Source organism: Chitinophaga polysaccharea (assembly GCF_902150045.1).
GTDB classification, from domain to species: Bacteria; Bacteroidota; Bacteroidia; order Chitinophagales; family Chitinophagaceae; genus Chitinophaga; species Chitinophaga polysaccharea_A.
The window spans coordinates 82,959-100,919 of record NZ_CABFVU010000005.1 but is presented as its reverse complement, the minus strand read 5'-3'; the positions used below and the strand labels follow the sequence as shown (position 1 = coordinate 100,919).

Below are 17,961 nucleotides of genomic sequence, written 5' to 3'. Positions count from 1 at the left end.
AAAGTTTATTATAAATAACATAGTACTATGTATTGGATAGTACCATGTAATAATCTACCTTTGCTACAGATAAGCCACCATTCTATTACATTCATAATTTATCTCATGAAAAAATATTTTACGGGCATCATATTGGTATTTACAGGTATCCTTTCCTTTCACGGCACATTGGTAGCCCAGGACAACGACCGGCAACTGGCAGCGGTGATACTGCATAACGACAGGCTCTTCTGGCAGGCATATAACAAATGCGATGTGACAAATATGATGGAATACTTTTCGGACGACATCGAATTTTACCACGATAAAGGCGGCATTACCAATGGCAAGCCGGCTTTGGCCCAATCTTTTGAAAAAGGCGTTTGCAACAACAGGGATAGCTTTACATTGAGAAGGGAAGCCATCGACAGCAGCATCAAAGTATTCCCGCTGAGGAAAAACGGCGTGATATACGGCGCAGTTCTTAGTGGCGCGCACCTTTTCTATGTACAGGAAAAAGGAAAGAAAGAACGGGCAGAAGGCCTCGCAAAATTTACCCATCTCTGGCTGCTGAAAAACGGCAGCTGGAAAATGACACGGGTACTGAGCTATGATCACGGTCCCGCACCCTATATCAATAAAAGAAAGCCCCTTACCTTACCGGCTGATGTATTGCAAACCTACGCCGGTGAATATAAGGGCACTCAAACTACAACCGCTTATATAAAAGCAGATGCCGGCTCTCTCCTGCTGCAAATAGGAGATAAAAAATTCCCGCTTTATGCAGAGAAAGAAAATCTTTTCTTTTCCAAAGAACGCGACCTCACTTTTGAGTTTGTAAAAGAAGGCAATAAGGTGATAAAAATGCTGGTGCGTGAGCGCGATGAAGTAGCGGAGGAACTACAACGGGTTAACGATAAGCCATAGTGGATACGCCACTGATGCCAGGAGGCATCAGTGGCGTACCTGTTATTTTGTTTCGGGCATTAATACCAGCCTGATATAATTATCGTTGCTGATGGTTTTTGCCGCCAGCGCCTTCACACTTTCCACCGTCACCTTATCCATTGCTTTATCAAAATCATACAACTGGTTCAAAGGCTCTTTGTTGGCAAACTGTGCACCCAGGTATCCCAGCCAGAACTGGTTGGTCTTTAAAATTGTTTGCCTGCTTACTTTGGTTTCTGCCTTGAACTTATCGATATTCACCTGTGCAGGGCCCGCAATTTTCAACTGGTTGATTTCATCAACAGCAGAAGCAATAAGCCGTTCCGCGTTGGCTGGTGCGCAACCAAATGAAACAGACAGACTGAAACGCTGCTCCGGCAATTTAGTCACATTGATCTCTGCATCCGGCGTGTAAACACCGCTTTCCTCTTCTCTCAAACGCTCCAGCAGCCTGATCTCCAGCACTTCTTTCAAAGCGGCCATTTTCAGGGTATTCTCATAGTTGTATTCAAAAGGCCCTGAAAATACCAGTAATACGCTGGCCTTTTGCTCGCTGCCTTTGTAAACGGTACGGGAAATTTTACCTGCGGGAATATGGATACCAAGATCCTTTGCCTGTTCATGGCTATTTCTGGATGGCAGGGAAGCAATGTATTTTTCAAGCAGGGGTTTTATCTTTTCTTCATCAATATTTCCTACAAAAACAAAAGTAAAACCGGAAGCATCTGCAAATCTTTCCTTATAAATATCAAAGGCCCTGTCCAGGTTGATCTGGTCCAGCTTTTCCATGGTAACGGCAGTGCGGCGGATGTTATAGTTGCCCAGCACTGCTTTCACGGTATCTCCGAATACCTGGTTTGGATCTACGCCCTTATTGGCAAGACCGGCTTTTGCCTTAGCTATCTGTCCTTCAAAAAAAACGGAATCTTTACGCGGCTCAGTGAGGCAGCCATACAGTAATTCCAGCGCCAGCGCGAGGTCCTGCGGGGCTGTGCCACCGCTAATACCCTGGCTTCTGTCGGTAATGAAAGGATTCAGGCTCACCTGTTTCCCTGTAAGGAATTTGCCCAGCTGCACAGCGCCATAGTTGCCGATACCACCGGAAGCAATGAGCCCTGCTGCATTTGCCGCGCTTTGATAATCGGCGTCGCTGTAAAGGGAAGTACCTCCTTCGGAGAAGCCGTTGAACAGGATCTGGTTATCCTGGAAATTGGTTTTCTTCAGCACTACTTTAATACCGTTGCTTAGCGTAAGTGTGTTGATGCCCAGCTGTTCATCTTTTTCTTCTTTAATGATCTTTCCTGCGATGGGCTGTGTTTTCAGCAGCGGCAGGTTCTCCATGTCATCTTTAAACGGGGTGATGGCTTCTTTATCAACGCTGCTCATCCAACCCAGTACAGTGGCCTCGTTTGGCAAACCGGCTTTCTCTTTTTCCGGCGCGGTGATAAGGATATCGCGGTTGGTATTTTTCAGGTAGATGGATACCTGTTTGTTTACCTCCTGTAAGGAAATACCGCCCAGCTGACTTTTTACCAGTTCGTTTTCTTTTACTATACCGGGAGCGGCTGTACCGTCAAGGAAATACTGCAGGTATTCTTTTACATAGTTGTCTGACTGTACTTTGTCTTTTTCTTTAAGAGCAGATTCCATGCTGCGCAGATAGCTTCTCTTTGCCCGGTCCAGTTCTGTTTGGGTAAAGCCGTATTGCTGTACGCGGCGTACTTCACGATAGGCGGCTTTAAATCCTTTTTCCAATCCGCCGGGTTTGGTAGTAGCAGTAATGGTGAACGCATCCAATCCGCCGAGCAGATCGCCGTAACCCGCGCCTCCGCTCAGGAAGGGCGGATCGGCCTGGCGGGCCAGTTCTGTATAGCGGCCGCTTAACAGCTGTCCGAATAAGCCTCTTACAATAGTTGCCCGGTAATCAGCCACCGTTTTTAATTCCGGCGAAAGTTGTTTTATGATCACCTCTACAGATGTGTTGGTGATTTCCTTATCGGTTACCTGCAGGAACTGGTTTTTACCGGTAAGCGGCACCGTGTATTTAACGCGTGGCTTTTCCGTTACAGGATTTTTCAGGTCGGAAAATTTCGACCGGATAGCCTGTTCTATCTGCACAGGGTCAATATCCCCTACTACTATCAGTGCCTGAAGGTCCGGGCGGTACCAGTCTTTATAAAAAGAACGGATCGTTTCCGGCTTAAAATGAAGCAGCACTTCTTCCGTACCAATAGGCAGGCGGGAAGCATAGCGGGAATGGTTTAACAGCACAGGGAGGGTTTGCTGCTGGATACGTTCAGACACGCCCTTGCGTAAACGTTTTTCTTCGATGATCACACCACGTTCCTTGTCAATTTCAGCGGGATCCAGGGTGGCTTCCTGTGCCCAGTCGCGCATGATCTGCAAACCATTTTTCAGCAGCTCGGGGTTATCGCTGGGCAATGGCAACTGGTAAACGGTTTCGTCGAAATTCGTATAGGCGTTGATGTCGGCGCCAAAACGTACGCCCGACCGTTGCAGGTAATCCACCAGTTCATTTTTCGGAAAATGCGTGGTACCGTTAAAGCTCATGTGCTCCATGAAATGGGCGAGCCCCTGCTGTTCGTCTGTTTCCAGGATAGAACCTGCCTTGGTGGCCAGGTACATCACTACCCTTTTCTCAGGTTGTGTGTTGCGGCGAATGTAATAGGTGAACCCGTTGGAGAGTTTTCCTGTCCGTACCGCAGGATCAAGCGGCAGGGTTTGTGCTTTACTGACCACAGGTAACCCTATGCCCAATGAAAGGACAATCATTAATAATGGTTGGTTTTTTAATAACATGTTGATTTTGTTGTAGCACTAAAGATACTATTGCATATAATATCTCAGCAACCGTTCAACATTTTTCCCTGTTAAAAAAAGCCACCGGGTCAGAATAACCCGGTGGCAGGCACTGTTTACCAATGATATCCACCATGCCAGTGATGATGATGATACGGGCGGGGATGATAATACCCTGGCCTGTCCCGCACCACCAGGCAACTGCTTAACCCTGAAATAAGTACAATAACAACAATCAGATATTTTAAAGTTTTCATGATCGCATAATTTTAATGTTGTGATGAATAGACGGAAGTTTAAGCGACTGCAGGCGGTTTAATCTTCTTGTTCACCTGTATAAATGATAAAACTATGCCAGACCATTGTGAGAACTGTTATCTATTGTTAACGCCTTATACAAGCTGGTATAAGGCTTCCCTGTTAAAGCCCTGCAGCTCATCCAACCTGTTTTCCTTCACCTTCTGTACCCAGTATGGATCTGCTAAAACAGAGCGCCCTACTGCCACGAGGTCAAACTCATTATTGTCCATCCTGCGCACCAGTTCTTCTATAGAAGCAGGCGATGAATTTTCACCCCTGTGCAGGGAGATAATATCTTTGTCCAACCCCACGGAACCTACTGTGACCGTGGCTTTCCCGGTGAGCTTCTTTGTCCATCCAGCAAGGTTCAGATCCGATCCTTCAAACTCCGGTTCCCAGAAACGGCGGGTAGAGCAATGGAAAATATCTATCCCTGCATCTGCCAGTGGCGTTAGCCATGCTGCCAGTTCCTCCGGCGTATGAACGAGCTTGCAATGCAGGTTTTTGAGTTGCCATTGCGATACCCGCATCATTACAGCAAAATCATCTCCTGCCTGTTTGCGTATTTCCCTGGTTATTTCCACGGCAAACCGGCTCCGTTCCGCCAGCGTTTTGCCGCCAAAGAAACCGGTCCGCGTATTGGTATCCTCCCGGAAAAACTGGTCCACCAGGTAACCATGCCCACCCTGCACTTCCACGCTGTTAAACCCCAGCCGTTTTGCATGGGCGGCTGCGCGCCCAAAGGCAGCAATGGTATCGGCTATATCTGCATCGGTCATGGCTACGCCGTTGCCGATGCCGGAAGGCCCTTCAAACGGGGCAGGCGGCAACCAACCGGATGCATGATTTTCCTGGATACCGCAATGCCATAACTGTGGCGCCATCTGCCCACCGGCCGCCAGTACTGCGTTAATCACCTGCTGCCATCCGGCCAGTGATGCTTCTCCGTAAAACCTGGGAACATTGCCATCATTGGCAGAGGAAGGCCGGTCGATCGCCGTACCTTCTGATATGATCAGGCCCACTTCTCCTGCTGCGCGCCGCTGATAATAAGCAGCCACCTCGCTGGTGGGAACGCCGCCGGGCGAACAGGACCGGGTCATGGGCGACATCACAAAACGATTTCTTGTAAGCAATGATTTCAGGGCAAATGGCCTGAATAAACTTGTGGTATTCATACTGCTGTTGTTTATGTCCTGATGACGATTGAAATCGCCGCAGGGGGACAAAATATCTTATCTTCTTACAGCGGTTATTTATGCAATGCTTCGGTCATCTTTGCTATTAATACTTCTCAAAAAGTTTATTCATATCCCCGTAGGGCTTTGCAGTATCTGTATAAGTAAATGTACCCTGCTGCAGTATCTCTTCTGCTGCCCGGAAAATAGCGCCGTAGGCGGCTCTCACCAGTGAAGAGCCGATGCTTACCCTTTTTACGCCGAGATCTTCCAGCTGCTGCAATGAAAAGTGACCGCCTGAAAGTCCCATGATCACATTCACCGGGCGGGGCGCCACTGCTTTTACCACCACGGTTATTTCTTCCGGCGTTTTTAACCCCGGGGCGAACAGCACATCGGCGCCGGCATCAGCAAAAGCTTCCAGCCGTTTGATAGTGTCTCTCAGATCGGGGCGGCCATAGATGAGGTTTTCTGCGCGCGCGGTGAGCACAAAAGGATATGGCAGACTACGCGCTGCTGCCACAGCGGCTTTCACCCGTTCCACAGCCAGCTCAAAGGGGTATATCGGGTCGTTGGGCTGACCCGTGGCGTCTTCTATGGAGCCACCTGCCAGCCCGGCTGTCGCCGCAAGCAATATCGTTTCTGCGCAGGCAGATGGGGCGTCGCCAAATCCATTTTCCAGGTCGGCCGCCACGGGCAAAGTGGTGGCGTTGATGATCTGCCGGGCATTCTGTAGGGTTTCCTCACGGCCTACTGCGGCATGGCCATCAGGTTTGCCCAACGCAAAAGCAAGTCCTGCGCTGGTAGTAGCCAGTGCTTTAAAGCCCAGCGTTTCCAGCACTTTTGCTGAACCTGCATCCCAGGGATTGGGCGCTACAAATATACCTGCCTGCTGGTGCAATGCGTGGAATGCTTCGGCCCTGGCTTGAAATGAGTTTTCTCCGGATGGTTTCATAGCGGATCATTTTACAGGTAACTGTTCTCCCTGCCGGATACCGTAATAGGTGCCCGGCAACGGCGTACCGGGATTGTCCAGTAATCGTTCATCTGTCGTTTCCAAAGCTGCATGTATTGGTCCGTTACAAGTTTAGTCATTTAGCCGGAACTACCGGTAACGATCCTGCATACATTTTTACAGCCTTTGAGGCACTTATCGGTCAAGACGGATATTAGTGCCATCTTTCAACGTAACGGTCGACTTCAGCACGCCCGGTTGATGTTCATTCACCTTCAAATCTCTCCAGAAAGCTGAGGCGCTGCGCATGAGTTCCGTTGCACGATGCTTGGCACGTTGCCCGGAAATAAGGCTCAGCGCTGCTTCCAGGCCCGCTTCTCCCCTGCTGCCCAAATCAAACTGCGGATCATCATAAACACTTACATCGGCCTGCAGCCCATCGTAGTAATCGCCCTTCCCGCTGGCGTTCACGTTCCTGAAGAGGGAATAGTAAACGCTCATGTTGCCGATCACCAGCGGAAAGAAGCCTACCGGTTTCCCATATGTCCTCACAGCCGCCTGGTTCCCGGCATCTGCGCTCATCCCTATGATTTTTATCTTCAGATAAGGCTGAAGACAACTGACCAATAGTTCAGCTGCCGAAGCGGTATGTTCGCTCACGATAACGTACAGGTCTTTGAGCGTACCTATTCCACCTGCTTTGTTAAAATAGACCGTATTTTTTTCTTCGGTATAATCTACATCCCCGTAGGTGATTACCTTGCCGTTGTAATAAATGGGCAGGCCGTCAGCGCCGATAATCGGCTGTTTTGAGAGCAGCGTGGCTTTTCCCGACTTCACCAAGTCATTGTACTGTTCTTTCCGCATCACCTTTCCGTCGGCAGCAAACGGCGCCAGCAGGTTCGCAAGGCGGTCCAGTTCCGTCAGATTGCCACCGCCATTGTAACGAAGGTCAACAATCACATCAGATACCCTATCAGTAGCAAAGCCGCCTGTTACACGATCAAGATCTTTATAGACATGCCTGACATCAATAAACCGCAGATAGGCAAAATAACCAGTCTTGCGGCCATCCGGCAGCGACAGGATTGTATCTTTCAGTATGGGCTCAAAGTAATTATTTCTTTTATAGACAAGACTGTATTGACGGTCCATGTTCTGGCCGCTGCACACCAGGTCCAGTTGTGTTCCTTCATTGAAAGTTTTCTGTATCATACCCAAGTAGGCTGCCGTTATTTTAACAGGATGCCCGTTGATGCTCACGATACGCATCCCTCTCTTTATGCCGGCCCTTTCCGCATCGCTTCCCTTTATGACATACTTTATATACAACGCCTGCTCTTTTACCATCACGATGCTGATGCCGAACCTGTCGGATACATCAGCAGCTTCTATCACCGGTTCCTTGTCAGATGCGCCGAAAATAGCGCTGTACTTCGGTATGGAGGGTATCAGCCGGTTAAACTCGTAAGGTTTACCTGTATGGCTGTTAATGGCCATCTGGCTGATATCGAACAATTCTTTCTGGTAGTTTAACTGCCCTTCGGACGGAACATATCTGCGCGGATTAAAATCTCTCACCGCCGGCAGCTGATCATTCCACAGGTAGACCTGACTGGCGTACAGAAAGATAGAATCTGCCCAAAGTGGCGCTCTGGCTTCCGTCTCAGGTGCTTTGGGAAGGTCGTCATTCTTTTTACAGGCGGTAAAAATGCCGCAAATAAACAATACGGGAAGAAACAATTTCTTCCCGTATTGATGGTTTATAAACTTCATGATCACTTATTTATCGTCTGACAGGCGTTAACACCTTATAAAAATCACCCGGCAACAATACATGTGTATACTCATCCGAAGTGGAGGTGGTCTCTGTAAGCGTCATGGTATCATCCTGGTAAGTCCTGTTACGTTCCACCCTGTCTTCCAGCAATGCCGGATCAGCCAGCGGATACTGTGTGATCCGGAATACGTTGTAACAATAGCCCTTTTCTTCCGTCGTCTTTTCTTCGTACGGGAAGCTGCCCCCCGGCGCTCCGTATACAGCAAAGACGTTTCTCTTCACTACTTTGTAGTTGAATCTCACGAATAACGGCGGATTGGTGGGCTTCGTAGCCTGTACGTCCGAGTAAAAACGGACAAATACGCGTCCTTTCGTTTTCGTCAGGTCTTCCCACTGATCACCATACCAGTTACGGGCAGTTTCAATCTTTACTCCTTCCGTTTCTATCCTGGCAAATACCGGGTCGGTGTATACGCTTACCCTGAACGTCTGTTTCACCAGGCTGTGATCAGACAGGTTGCTCAGCGAGAAATAGATAGGCACACCGGGCTTGTCTGCAGAAAACTGCTGTCCTTCCTGCGCCACTTTCAGAAAAGCGTCAAACCCCTGCACGGACTTCACCGTCGTTTCTCCGTCTGTACCTACCAGGAACAAACGCATGTCTGCATGATCAATAATTCTTTTCTCGTTTTCAGTAAGATAGCTCGAACCGCTCACAAACAGTGCTTTGTAAGCTTTATTGAATGCCTCGTACGTTGCTTCATAAGAAGAATCTGATTCAATGGACATAACCCCCATTCTTCCGTAGGTGATGGAACTAACATAGGTCGGGTTCATCCCGGACAGGTCAGCCGGATTTACAGAGGGGTCCATCAGGTTGCCGCCAGCCGGCAGGTCCACGTCGATGGTGAAGTTCCGTTGCACAAAGCGTACATATATGCCGGACCTTTTGGAGATACGATGCTCTCCGCCGGAAGATGAACTGGAGCTTTTATAGAACAGCGCCCTTGTATTTACGTTGGAACCAAAGGCCGTCTTGATCTCATCATACGATGTAAACCGCTCCATGCTGTAGCCATAGGAGGCATACTGGTTGCCGAGCTGGTTGTTGTACATGATATCAGAGATGAACGATCGGGTGCCGGATAGACTAACGTTGCTGATCACGCCGCTCACCCTTTTTGCGGGGAACGAAACGGATACATTCAAAGGCTTTACCTTGCTTTGATAAGCCGCTATCGGGAGAAGGCTCAGGTCATTGATCGAATTGCCCTGTATCAGTGACCCTGCAAAAGCGCGCTGTAAATGTGTGGTCTGGGAAATACTGATCTCATCTGAAACGCCGATCACCGTCTTGCCGAAGCCATCGGTCCAGATGCTGTCGCGAAGCTCCACCGTATTGGTCTTTACTTCATTGGCAGCGTTATTAGGGTCCATTTCCCCGAACCTCACCACGCCAATCCCACCGGGAAGATAATTATGGGCTTTCAGCTCAATGACAGGCAGGGATACTTTGGAAAGCCCTTCCATCCTGTTGTTGCCCGCGACGTCGTTATGTTTTTTGCATCCCGACAGCATAAGTAAAAATAACGCGGCTGCGCCGGTTATCCTTTTAATATAGGTCATAGAGATTATTGATTGGGGATGTTTACATTGAAGATGGTGCTGAACACAGAGTGGTCGCTCACATGGCTCAACGTGAAATACAGCGGGAAACCAGGCGCCTCTGCGGTATAATTTCCGCCGGACTCAATGTATTTTCTGAATTCGTCATAACCAACGATGGTCTTGGTCACCTCGCTGCCTTCGCCACCAATAGTCCTTACCATGATGCTGGATTCGTCGATGATCTTCTTCGTTTGTGCGTCGACGGTAACGCCGCCACCCACGGTAGACACTTTAAACGCGAGGTTAAAAGCGACTTTCACTGCGTCGTAGGAATAGTTGGATTCTACTTTAATGATACCCATTCTTCCGTAGGTGATAGAGCTTACATACACCGGGGAATAAGGTGCCAGCATCGCAGGCGTAACAGTAGAGTCGAACAGCTTGCCTTCTGATGGCAGGTCCATGTCCAGCGTAAAGTTCTTCTGGATAAATTTTGCGATGAGACCGGTATTTTTTTCCACTTTCTCTTTACCAAAAGAAGCGCCTACAGAGAACATGGAGCCAATGCTGACATTGGCGCCGATAGCCAGTTTCAGCTCTTCATAATAGGTAAACTGGCTCATGTCAAACTGAAAACCTACCAGCTCATTACCCACCTGGCTGCCAAAAACGTTGCTGATAAAGGACCTTGTTGCAGAAAGGCTGGGCTTTTGAATATCAGCTGTGATGTACTTACCTGGCGCAGACACAGAAACTGTGATCGGCTTCACTTTACCCTGAAGCTGTGCAAGCGGCACATACTGCAGGTTGGCAATACCGGAAGATTGCAGTACAGATCCGGGATACACCAGCCTCAACTGGTTCTCCGGGGCGATTTGCTCATCAGAAGAAAAAATCATGGTTTTTCCTGTTCCATTGGCCCAGGCGCTGTCTCTAAGGAAAGACAGAATGCTCTGTTTGTTGTTTTTCAACACTTCCTGCAGGTTGATATTGCCTGCTTTAATGTTGACTACGGCATTGGGAACTTTTGGTACATCTTTGAAACTGGTAACGATCTGAGGGCTTTCAACGTCGGGTTGAACATCTTTCTTACAGGAGCTAACAATAAAGGTCAGGATAGCCGCCGCTAACAATAATTGATTTTTTTTCATACTGTATATATTAGGTTAATAAACGCGTGGCTATCAGAATTTTGGTCATTTTGAAATAAAAAACAGGGCTATGTCTCAGGGGGCTACGGCACAGTATTGATCATGGGTGCAGGACTCTCGATAGCCATAAATCAACGGGAATAAAGATAGACCATAAGTACATCCACCGCGTCCGTTCAATATTAACTTAATGTTAAGATCCTGGTCAAACAGCCAGATTGCATCCAAAATGCGCATCAAGACAATTTAACCAGGATCTTCGCGGGCATCGGTAAGGTCTCCGAACAACCCTTTAATTCAACAATATTTTTATCAGACTAGAAGCTGTATCTGCAGCCGATCTGGAACTGGAAGGGATTACCGGTAGGTTCCACCGAGCCATCGGTATTTACGCCGTAGTTAAATCGCTGGTTAACCACGTCAAAGCCTTCTCTTTTATAAAGGCCCTGGTTACCCAGGTTTTTATATGTGCCCCATTTTTTATTGAAGACGTTGGCCACGTTAAACAGATCAGCTGAAACTTCAAAGCCCTGCTTTTTCGTTTTTCCGAAAGAGAACTTCTTACTTGCCCGCAGATCGAACGTACCATAGAAACCGTTGATACCTCCGTTTCTTTCGACCATTCTGCCGGCATACCTGCGGATATAGTCCTTGATACTGGGACTGGCTTTGGGATTATTCAGTATCGCCTGCAGGCCGTCACGCACATTCTTGGGCACAGCGCTGTTGTTAGGATCGAAGATGTACGCCAGGTCGTTGGTGCCGTTTACAAAATCACCGTTGCTGTTCACGCCGGACAACAGGCTGTAACGGGTACCGCCTATACCGGAATAACGGATGCCCAGGTTAAACCCTTTCCAGGTGGGCGACACCGCGTAGAACACCACTTTGTGCCTAAACTGGTTATCGGAATAGGTGACATTGCTCAGGTTCCGCGGATCGTCTTTCACAGGCAGGGAAAGCGTTGCGGAGTTGGCCACGTTACCATTGAAGGAAGTATTGTCCTTCGTATCATTCCAGGTGTAACTAAGGGACAGCTCACCGTCTTTATGATAGTTATACGACACGTCCACTACCACTGCCATCTGGTTCACCTTTCCGTCGCTGTTGAGTTCCAGTACACGGCCCAGGTTCTTGCTGATACGACCGTCTTTCCAGTTGGGGATACCATCTTTGGTCATCGTACTGATGGGAACGAATACGCCGCGGTTATCTTCATCTTTCAGCGTAAAGAAAGGTGTTTGCGCCATATTACGGTCTACATAAAAATAGTTGTTCCTTGCCAGTGTGAGATACCCGGTGATGCCAGCTCTCAGCCTTTCGGTAATAAAGCGGGTATAGGATATGTTGGCTTTATATACCACCGGCACTTTTGCGTCAGGGCCGTTGGTATTGATGGTCGGCAACTGGAATTGCGTCAGTGTGGGCTTTGAAGCGGGGTTATCGCGGAAGCCGATGAAGTCTGCCGGCGGAACGTCGGCGCCTCTTACATCCACGGTGCCAAAATGTTTGCCATCGAAAGTGAGGTTGTTGATCACCACATAGTTGTTGATGTCTGAAGCAAATACGCCTGCGCCTACACGAATATAATCGCGGTGATTTTCCTGCACGTCCCAGGTTAGCTGGAAGCGGGGCTGGATAATAAAGGAGCGTAGTTTATGATCTGTACGGACGCCCAGTTCATCAAACACCTGCTGGTTAAACGGTGAGGTAGGATAATGTGCGTAATCTCCGCGGAGGCCGGCTGTAATTTCCACGCCTGTAGCGATTTTCGTTTGCAGTTGCCCGTAAAAGCCGATATTGAAGATATTGGACACCACGCTGGGATCATCCATCAGCGGCACTTCGCGGTAGAAGTTGTAAGGTTTGTTGGCCAATAGTCCCGAAATGGTATTATAGTGGAAACGGCCATTCACTTCACTGCCGTAGAGGGACCTCGCATGTGTGTACATGAAGTCCACCCCAAACGTATAGCGGATGCTGTTAGTATTGTAATAGAGGTTGTTCACCAGCTGAAAAACATTGTTTCGGAAGAACTCCTGCGCGAAGCGATGCCCTCCGAACTCCACATTCGTGGAACGGTTGCCGGTGGTGGTAACGGACGGGATATTTTCCACGATAGCCCTGGGAATATTGGACGCAGGCAATTGACTACCGGGCTCGCTGCTCTGGTAGGTATACAGGTGCTGTACCTTCAGTTCATTCGTTACTTTAGAATTAATGGAGGAACGAAGCGTTACCAGGAAGCTGTTGTCGAAGTTAAAATCATTTCCGGTCGACTCATAAAGATTGATGGGGGTGTTATCCACGAGCCCCAGCTTGTTGTTATCGTTGGTGAGGTTGTTACGGATCGTCAGCAGGTTATTTTTGTTGATCTGCCAGTCGAGGCGCAGAAATACGGCATCGGATGTACGTTTTTTATCGAAAGAGCCGTACTGTGCCTGTGTGGGTGATATACCATACTTTTCGCGCCCTATCTGCACGACGGAATCAAGTTTCGCTCGGGTGATTTTGAAAAAGTCTTCATCGGCCGCGGTCTGTATGTCGGCAATTACCAGGGAGCGCTTGTCCACCTGGCGGTCCCAGGTAACGAAGAAATGCAGCTTGTCTTTGATAAGCGGCCCGCCCAGTGAGAAACCAAACTGATAGGTGGAGTAATCGTTAGCGCGTTTGTTGCCTTTGATATCGTATTTGCTGGTCAGCCAGTTGGCCCTGCCGAAGCCGAAGACGGAACCGGTGAGCGTATTGGTACCGGACTTGGTCACGGCGCTTACGGTGCCGCCGCCACTGCGGCCGTAAGTGACATCGTACTGGTTGGTCACTACTTTGAACTCACGCACCGCTTCGATGGAAATGGAATAAGGCGCGCCGCTGCGGCTCGTGGTGGCGCCGGCGGATGTGGGATTCTTGGCCGTCATGCCATCGATAGAGAAGTTGGTAGAAGAACCCAGCTGGCCGGAAATATTGCCGCCTCTGCTCAGCGGGGAGAGGTCCATCAGGTTGGCGAAATTCCTGCCGTTCACCGGCATCTTGTTCATCAGCTTGGGAGACACGGCCGTGGCGGCGCCAAGGTTCTCTACCTTTCCTTTGGCATTGGCATTACCGGTCACCGTGATACCTGTTATCTGTTGCACGCTGGAGCCCAGCGCAAAGTTGACACTGATCACATCGCCCTGGTTGAGGTTATAACCGGTCTTTTTCTGTTCCTCATAGCCCATATAGCGCGCAACAATAGCATAAGGCCCTCCCAGGGGAAGCTCCTTGAACACAAAGGCGCCTTTGGCATTGGAGACTGTCCGGCTGGTAAACCCTGTGGATTCGTTGCGGATCATCACCGAAGCACCGGGCACCGGTTGCTTTCGCTCATCGGTAATCGTGCCCTGTATGGATGCTTGTGTGGTTTGGGCGACCAATGGTTGCAGAAAAAGGCAGCTTGTCAGTAAAGACAATAGAAAAAGAAAGTAACAGATAGGTTTCATATGGTTTTAAACTTTTTCAAGTGGACGAAAATATAGCTGGTATAATGAAAATCATATGCTTACGTCTATTCATAACGTAAAGTTCACATTTCGTCCCTTTCTTCGGCTTTTCAATTTTGGTCGAATACGGTTAGAAAAATAAGAAATAAAAACTAAAAAAGAAAACAAATAAAACAAACTGAAACAAACTGAAACAACTTGATCATTTAAAACTTTTTTTAAAAATATAGGGAGATGATGACCGCCTGCTGTTTTACTTCTCTGCTGCTATCCTAATTTTAAGTGGATTTGTATACTTTAAACTTATGACAAGAGATTTTTAAACCAAAGCCCGACTAAACATGCTTACAGACATGGTAGCGCTGTTACAACGAACAAGAAACCCTCGAAAAACTATTGAAAATTGGGGCTGACCAAAAAGGCCGGCCCTTTTCCTTGCAGAAAAAGGGCCGATTAGTATTTTTAAATACCACTTCAAAAATACTATGGGTAAAGCGAAGACTAAACAAGTATTCAAACAATACTCGCCACAGCAAAACTTATTATTGCCTCCTGATTTGGACGTATTGCCAGGGCATTACGGCAAGATGTTGCCTTCAGGTGGCTGATTACCAGGATATAATGTACTTATCGGAAGTGAAGATCAGTTTATTACTGGCTATAGTGTTCATCAAAAGAATAATGATGGTGCATGTTTCAAAGACCATGTTAAACAATTTGAACAACATGGACAATATGAGCCGGCAGCTATCATAGCTGATAGCATATTTGACACCCGGGAGAACTATGAGCTAATGGATGATAAGGAGATTGCCGCGTATGTAAAATTTCCGCTGTATCATAGAGAACGAAGTCGTAAATATGGTGAAAACCCATTCCGTAAAGAGAACTTTGTCTATGACCAGATTAGCGATAGTTACATCTGCCCTAACAGTAAAATACTTCGTTCCCGCTATGTCAAAACAGATCGTAGTAAACAGCTTTAGCCGGTTATATGAGTGTGAAAATTGTCAGGATTGCCCTTTTGCCAGGGATTGCAAGGGGTACTTGCGCAAATCCATCTCAAAAACATCCATACAGTTGCCTGAAAGGCAAAATTGACCACAAAAACGCTGTTTACTTCTTTTGAATCGCTTTACAGTTATTTATGCCAAAGAAAAACTATAGAACCAGTCGAAAAAAAAATGAGGCTGACCCAAAAGCCCTTTTTGCTTTTTGGTCAGCCCCGGATCTGTTTTAATACAACTAAGGTACTAAATCAATCGCTTTCTGCCACCCGTTTAAAACTTGAAGGCGATGCCCAATATCAAACGCCGCGGCATCTGCGGGTTGCCGCTGGCATCCCAGTAGCGCTGATCAGAAAGGTTATCTGCCTTCACAGAAAAACGGTAGCGTTTTGTATTATAAAATACCACGGCATTCAGGATCGTATAGCCCGGCACACGTATGGTGTTAAGATCATCCCAGAAAGCGCTGCTGGCATAATTACCGCCAAAGCCTGCTCCCAGCCCGTTTAACCGGCCTTTCACAAAACTATAGCTCACCCACAGGTTAGCTGCATGCGCCGGTGGCCCACCTGGTCTTTTTCCTTCAAATCCCTTATCAGTTTTTACAAAATGGATATCGTTATAGGCATATCCTGCCACTACATTTAAGCCGGGCAACACGGTACCGGTTACCTCTGCCTCTACTCCTTCGCTTTTTTGTGTACCATCCTGGATACTCAGCGAAGGGTTGCCCGGATCCTGGCGCACTACATTGTCTACATGGATATTGTAGTAGTTAACGGTGCTGCTGAGTTTACCGTTCAGCAATTCCATTTTCACGCCTCCCTCTGCCTGCCGCGCTGTTTCCGGTTTGAAACTGATACCAAAGGCATCCTGTCCGTATACATTGTTAAACCCGCTCTGGTAGTTGGCAAACAACGATACTTTATTTTTTACGATCTCATAGGTGGCGCCGAACTTGGGCGAGAGCGACGTTTGATCATAGTTGCCCGATATCTCACCGGTTTCCAGTATTTCGGTGCCTTTTTTATTATCAAAATAATTAAGACGCAAACTTAGCATTACGTTTAACCGTTCGTTGAGGGAAATAACATCCGTTACATAAGCGGCATAGTTCACCGGTTTGCTGAGGGTAGTTACCGCTGCCGCTTCTCCATCTGCCAGTACTTTAGCCGCATTGATGGGCGGCACAAAGGATTTCGTGTAATCGAATCCATCTATCAGCACGGTATTGCCCAATGGCGAATAACGGGTATCGCGGTGCAGGTAATCCAGGCCCACCAGTAAGCGGTTACGCAGTTTACCGATCTTGAAATCGCCTGTAAGATTGGGTTGTATGGCCAGTGATTTAGTAGCATTGGAAAATGCGCCGTAGTACCGCCATAGACTGTCTTTCTGAAAGTTAAGGAAGATATTACCGATCTCGTAATTATAATCGGAGTAATTGACATTCACGTCCAGCTTCCAGGCATCTGAAAACCGGTGGGTGACCCTTGTATAAAAGCTGCGGATATTAAATACACCATTCAGTTTATTGGCCCCGTATGATTTAAAATAATCCCGTTGCAGTTCATCAAAGCTGCTAACGCCGGGTACTTTGATACCACTCACACGTACCGGTGAATTGGCTTTCATGTTAAGGAACTCAGTGCTGAAAAGCACATCTGTACGATCGTCCAGTTTATAGGAAAACGAAGGCGCAATGGTGTACGATTTTTTATACCCGTAGTCCTGGAACCCATTGTCCCAGCTACCCGCGGCATTGATGCGGAACAGCGCTGTTTTATCATCATTCAGCGGGGTATTGGCATCTACCGTTAAACGGCTGTAACCAAAGCTGCCGAGGTTGGCATCTATTTCACCAGCCCTTCTGTCGAACGGCTTTTTTGTAACCCGGTTAATCAATCCTCCATACGAAACTCCATTGGAGCCAAACAATGTGCCGGAAGGGCCTTTGATCACTTCTATCCTTTCCGTGTTCACCGGGTCGGCGTTCACGCCCTGATCCACATACATGCCGTCCCTGAAATTATCGCTGGCTACAAATCCGCGGAGGTACACCCAGCTGTTATATCCAGGCCTTATCAGCGCGCCGCTTACGCCGGGAATGGCTTTCAGTGCTGATACATAATCTACAATGGCCTGCTCCTGCAATAGCGCCCTGGAAGCCACAGAATATACCTGTGGATTCTCCAGGTTGCGCAACTGCATTTTGGACACATATTCACTTTCCTTATCGGCTACACGGTACTGGTTTCCCACTACAACCACTTCGCCCAGGGAAGAAGCTGTTTCTTCCAGTTTTATGGCAGGAAGATCGGTAAATGCAGCGTCCGTGATCACCACTGCCTGTTCCAGGCTTTTGGCGCCAATAAAAGATATTGTCAGGGTGTAATTGCCTGCGGGAGCCTTTATTTCAAAAACACCTTTTTCATTGGTAACGGTGTAATACCTGGTATGCTTTAACCCTACGGTTACGCCGGGCGCTGGTTTACCATCGGCCGACAACACCTTTCCTTTTAAGCCGGTATCCGCATTTGCCGCGAATAGAAACAGCGGCAACAGGAATAAAAGGGCAATTGAAATGTAAGAAATGATATAAGGTTGGTAGTGTTGTTTCATATGCAAAATTTTGTAGTGCAAAATGAATACATATGCAGCCAGGATGTTTACGGGATCGGGAATTTTTCCTGTAGGGTAGTCCGGGGCTGGAATTCCAGCCAACTGTTACTGCTACTGTGTTGTATGTCGGTTAC

10 protein-coding genes are annotated in these 17,961 nt (G+C 47.9%); 1 reads left to right on the top strand and 9 read right to left on the bottom strand.

Annotated elements, in window-relative coordinates:
- Positions 1–105: 105 nt before the first annotated feature.
- A complete protein-coding gene (locus tag FN124_RS28445; RefSeq protein ID WP_185937432.1) occupies positions 106–906 on the top strand; it encodes a nuclear transport factor 2 family protein in 801 nt (266 codons plus the stop codon).
- Between the two features lie 42 nt (positions 907–948).
- Here the strand turns inward: FN124_RS28445 and FN124_RS28440 are convergent, their stop codons facing one another.
- The 9 genes from FN124_RS28440 to FN124_RS28405 form a co-directional block, all read right to left on the bottom strand.
- Entirely contained in the window at positions 949–3,747 is a 2,799-nt protein-coding gene (locus FN124_RS28440) for a M16 family metallopeptidase (RefSeq protein WP_142688190.1), read from the bottom strand.
- A 116-nt stretch (positions 3,748–3,863) separates the two neighbouring features.
- The gene (locus FN124_RS31275; protein WP_221887947.1) at positions 3,864–4,004 is read right to left on the bottom strand and encodes a hypothetical protein; all 141 of its coding nucleotides are present in this window, start codon (positions 4,002–4,004) and stop codon (positions 3,864–3,866) included.
- Positions 4,005–4,139: 135 nt separating this feature from the next.
- Entirely contained in the window at positions 4,140–5,225 is a 1,086-nt protein-coding gene (locus FN124_RS28435; RefSeq protein ID WP_142688189.1) for an NADH:flavin oxidoreductase, read from the bottom strand.
- 106 nt (positions 5,226–5,331) lie between these two features.
- Positions 5,332–6,180, bottom strand: a complete 849-nt coding sequence (locus tag FN124_RS28430; protein WP_142688188.1) for an isocitrate lyase/PEP mutase family protein — start codon at positions 6,178–6,180, stop codon at positions 5,332–5,334.
- A 195-nt stretch (positions 6,181–6,375) separates the two neighbouring features.
- Positions 6,376–7,956 (bottom strand): S41 family peptidase, encoded by a 1,581-nt coding sequence (locus FN124_RS28425; protein WP_142688187.1) that lies wholly within the window; start codon positions 7,954–7,956, stop codon positions 6,376–6,378.
- A 10-nt stretch (positions 7,957–7,966) separates the two neighbouring features.
- Positions 7,967–9,586: a thiol-activated cytolysin family protein gene (locus FN124_RS28420; RefSeq protein WP_142688186.1), complete on the bottom strand. Its 1,620-nt coding sequence runs from the start codon at positions 9,584–9,586 to the stop codon at positions 7,967–7,969.
- A gap of 5 nt (positions 9,587–9,591) precedes the next feature.
- Entirely contained in the window at positions 9,592–10,719 is a 1,128-nt protein-coding gene (locus FN124_RS28415) for a thiol-activated cytolysin family protein (RefSeq protein WP_142688185.1), read from the bottom strand.
- A 317-nt stretch (positions 10,720–11,036) separates the two neighbouring features.
- Positions 11,037–14,198 (bottom strand): TonB-dependent receptor, encoded by a 3,162-nt coding sequence (locus FN124_RS28410; protein WP_142688184.1) that lies wholly within the window; start codon positions 14,196–14,198, stop codon positions 11,037–11,039.
- A 1,280-nt stretch (positions 14,199–15,478) separates the two neighbouring features.
- Positions 15,479–17,827 carry a TonB-dependent receptor gene (locus FN124_RS28405; protein WP_142688183.1) on the bottom strand — a complete coding sequence of 783 codons (2,349 nt, stop codon included), beginning with the start codon at positions 17,825–17,827 and terminating at the stop codon, positions 15,479–15,481.
- Between the last annotated feature and the right edge of the window lie 134 nt (positions 17,828–17,961).

What these genes read in the sequence shown, in the direction of transcription:
- FN124_RS28445 (WP_185937432.1), top strand. Translation starts at nt 106, where the DNA reads ATGAAAAAATATTTTACGGGCATCATATTGGTATTTACAGGTATCCTT.
- FN124_RS28440 (WP_142688190.1), bottom strand. Translation starts at nt 3,747, where the DNA reads ATGTTATTAAAAAACCAACCATTATTAATGATTGTCCTTTCATTGGGC.
- FN124_RS31275 (WP_221887947.1), bottom strand. Translation starts at nt 4,004, where the DNA reads ATGAAAACTTTAAAATATCTGATTGTTGTTATTGTACTTATTTCAGGG.
- FN124_RS28435 (WP_142688189.1), bottom strand. Translation starts at nt 5,225, where the DNA reads ATGAATACCACAAGTTTATTCAGGCCATTTGCCCTGAAATCATTGCTT.
- FN124_RS28430 (WP_142688188.1), bottom strand. Translation starts at nt 6,180, where the DNA reads ATGAAACCATCCGGAGAAAACTCATTTCAAGCCAGGGCCGAAGCATTC.
- FN124_RS28425 (WP_142688187.1), bottom strand. Translation starts at nt 7,956, where the DNA reads ATGAAGTTTATAAACCATCAATACGGGAAGAAATTGTTTCTTCCCGTA.
- FN124_RS28420 (WP_142688186.1), bottom strand. Translation starts at nt 9,586, where the DNA reads ATGACCTATATTAAAAGGATAACCGGCGCAGCCGCGTTATTTTTACTT.
- FN124_RS28415 (WP_142688185.1), bottom strand. Translation starts at nt 10,719, where the DNA reads ATGAAAAAAAATCAATTATTGTTAGCGGCGGCTATCCTGACCTTTATT.
- FN124_RS28410 (WP_142688184.1), bottom strand. Translation starts at nt 14,198, where the DNA reads ATGAAACCTATCTGTTACTTTCTTTTTCTATTGTCTTTACTGACAAGC.
- FN124_RS28405 (WP_142688183.1), bottom strand. Translation starts at nt 17,827, where the DNA reads ATGAAACAACACTACCAACCTTATATCATTTCTTACATTTCAATTGCC.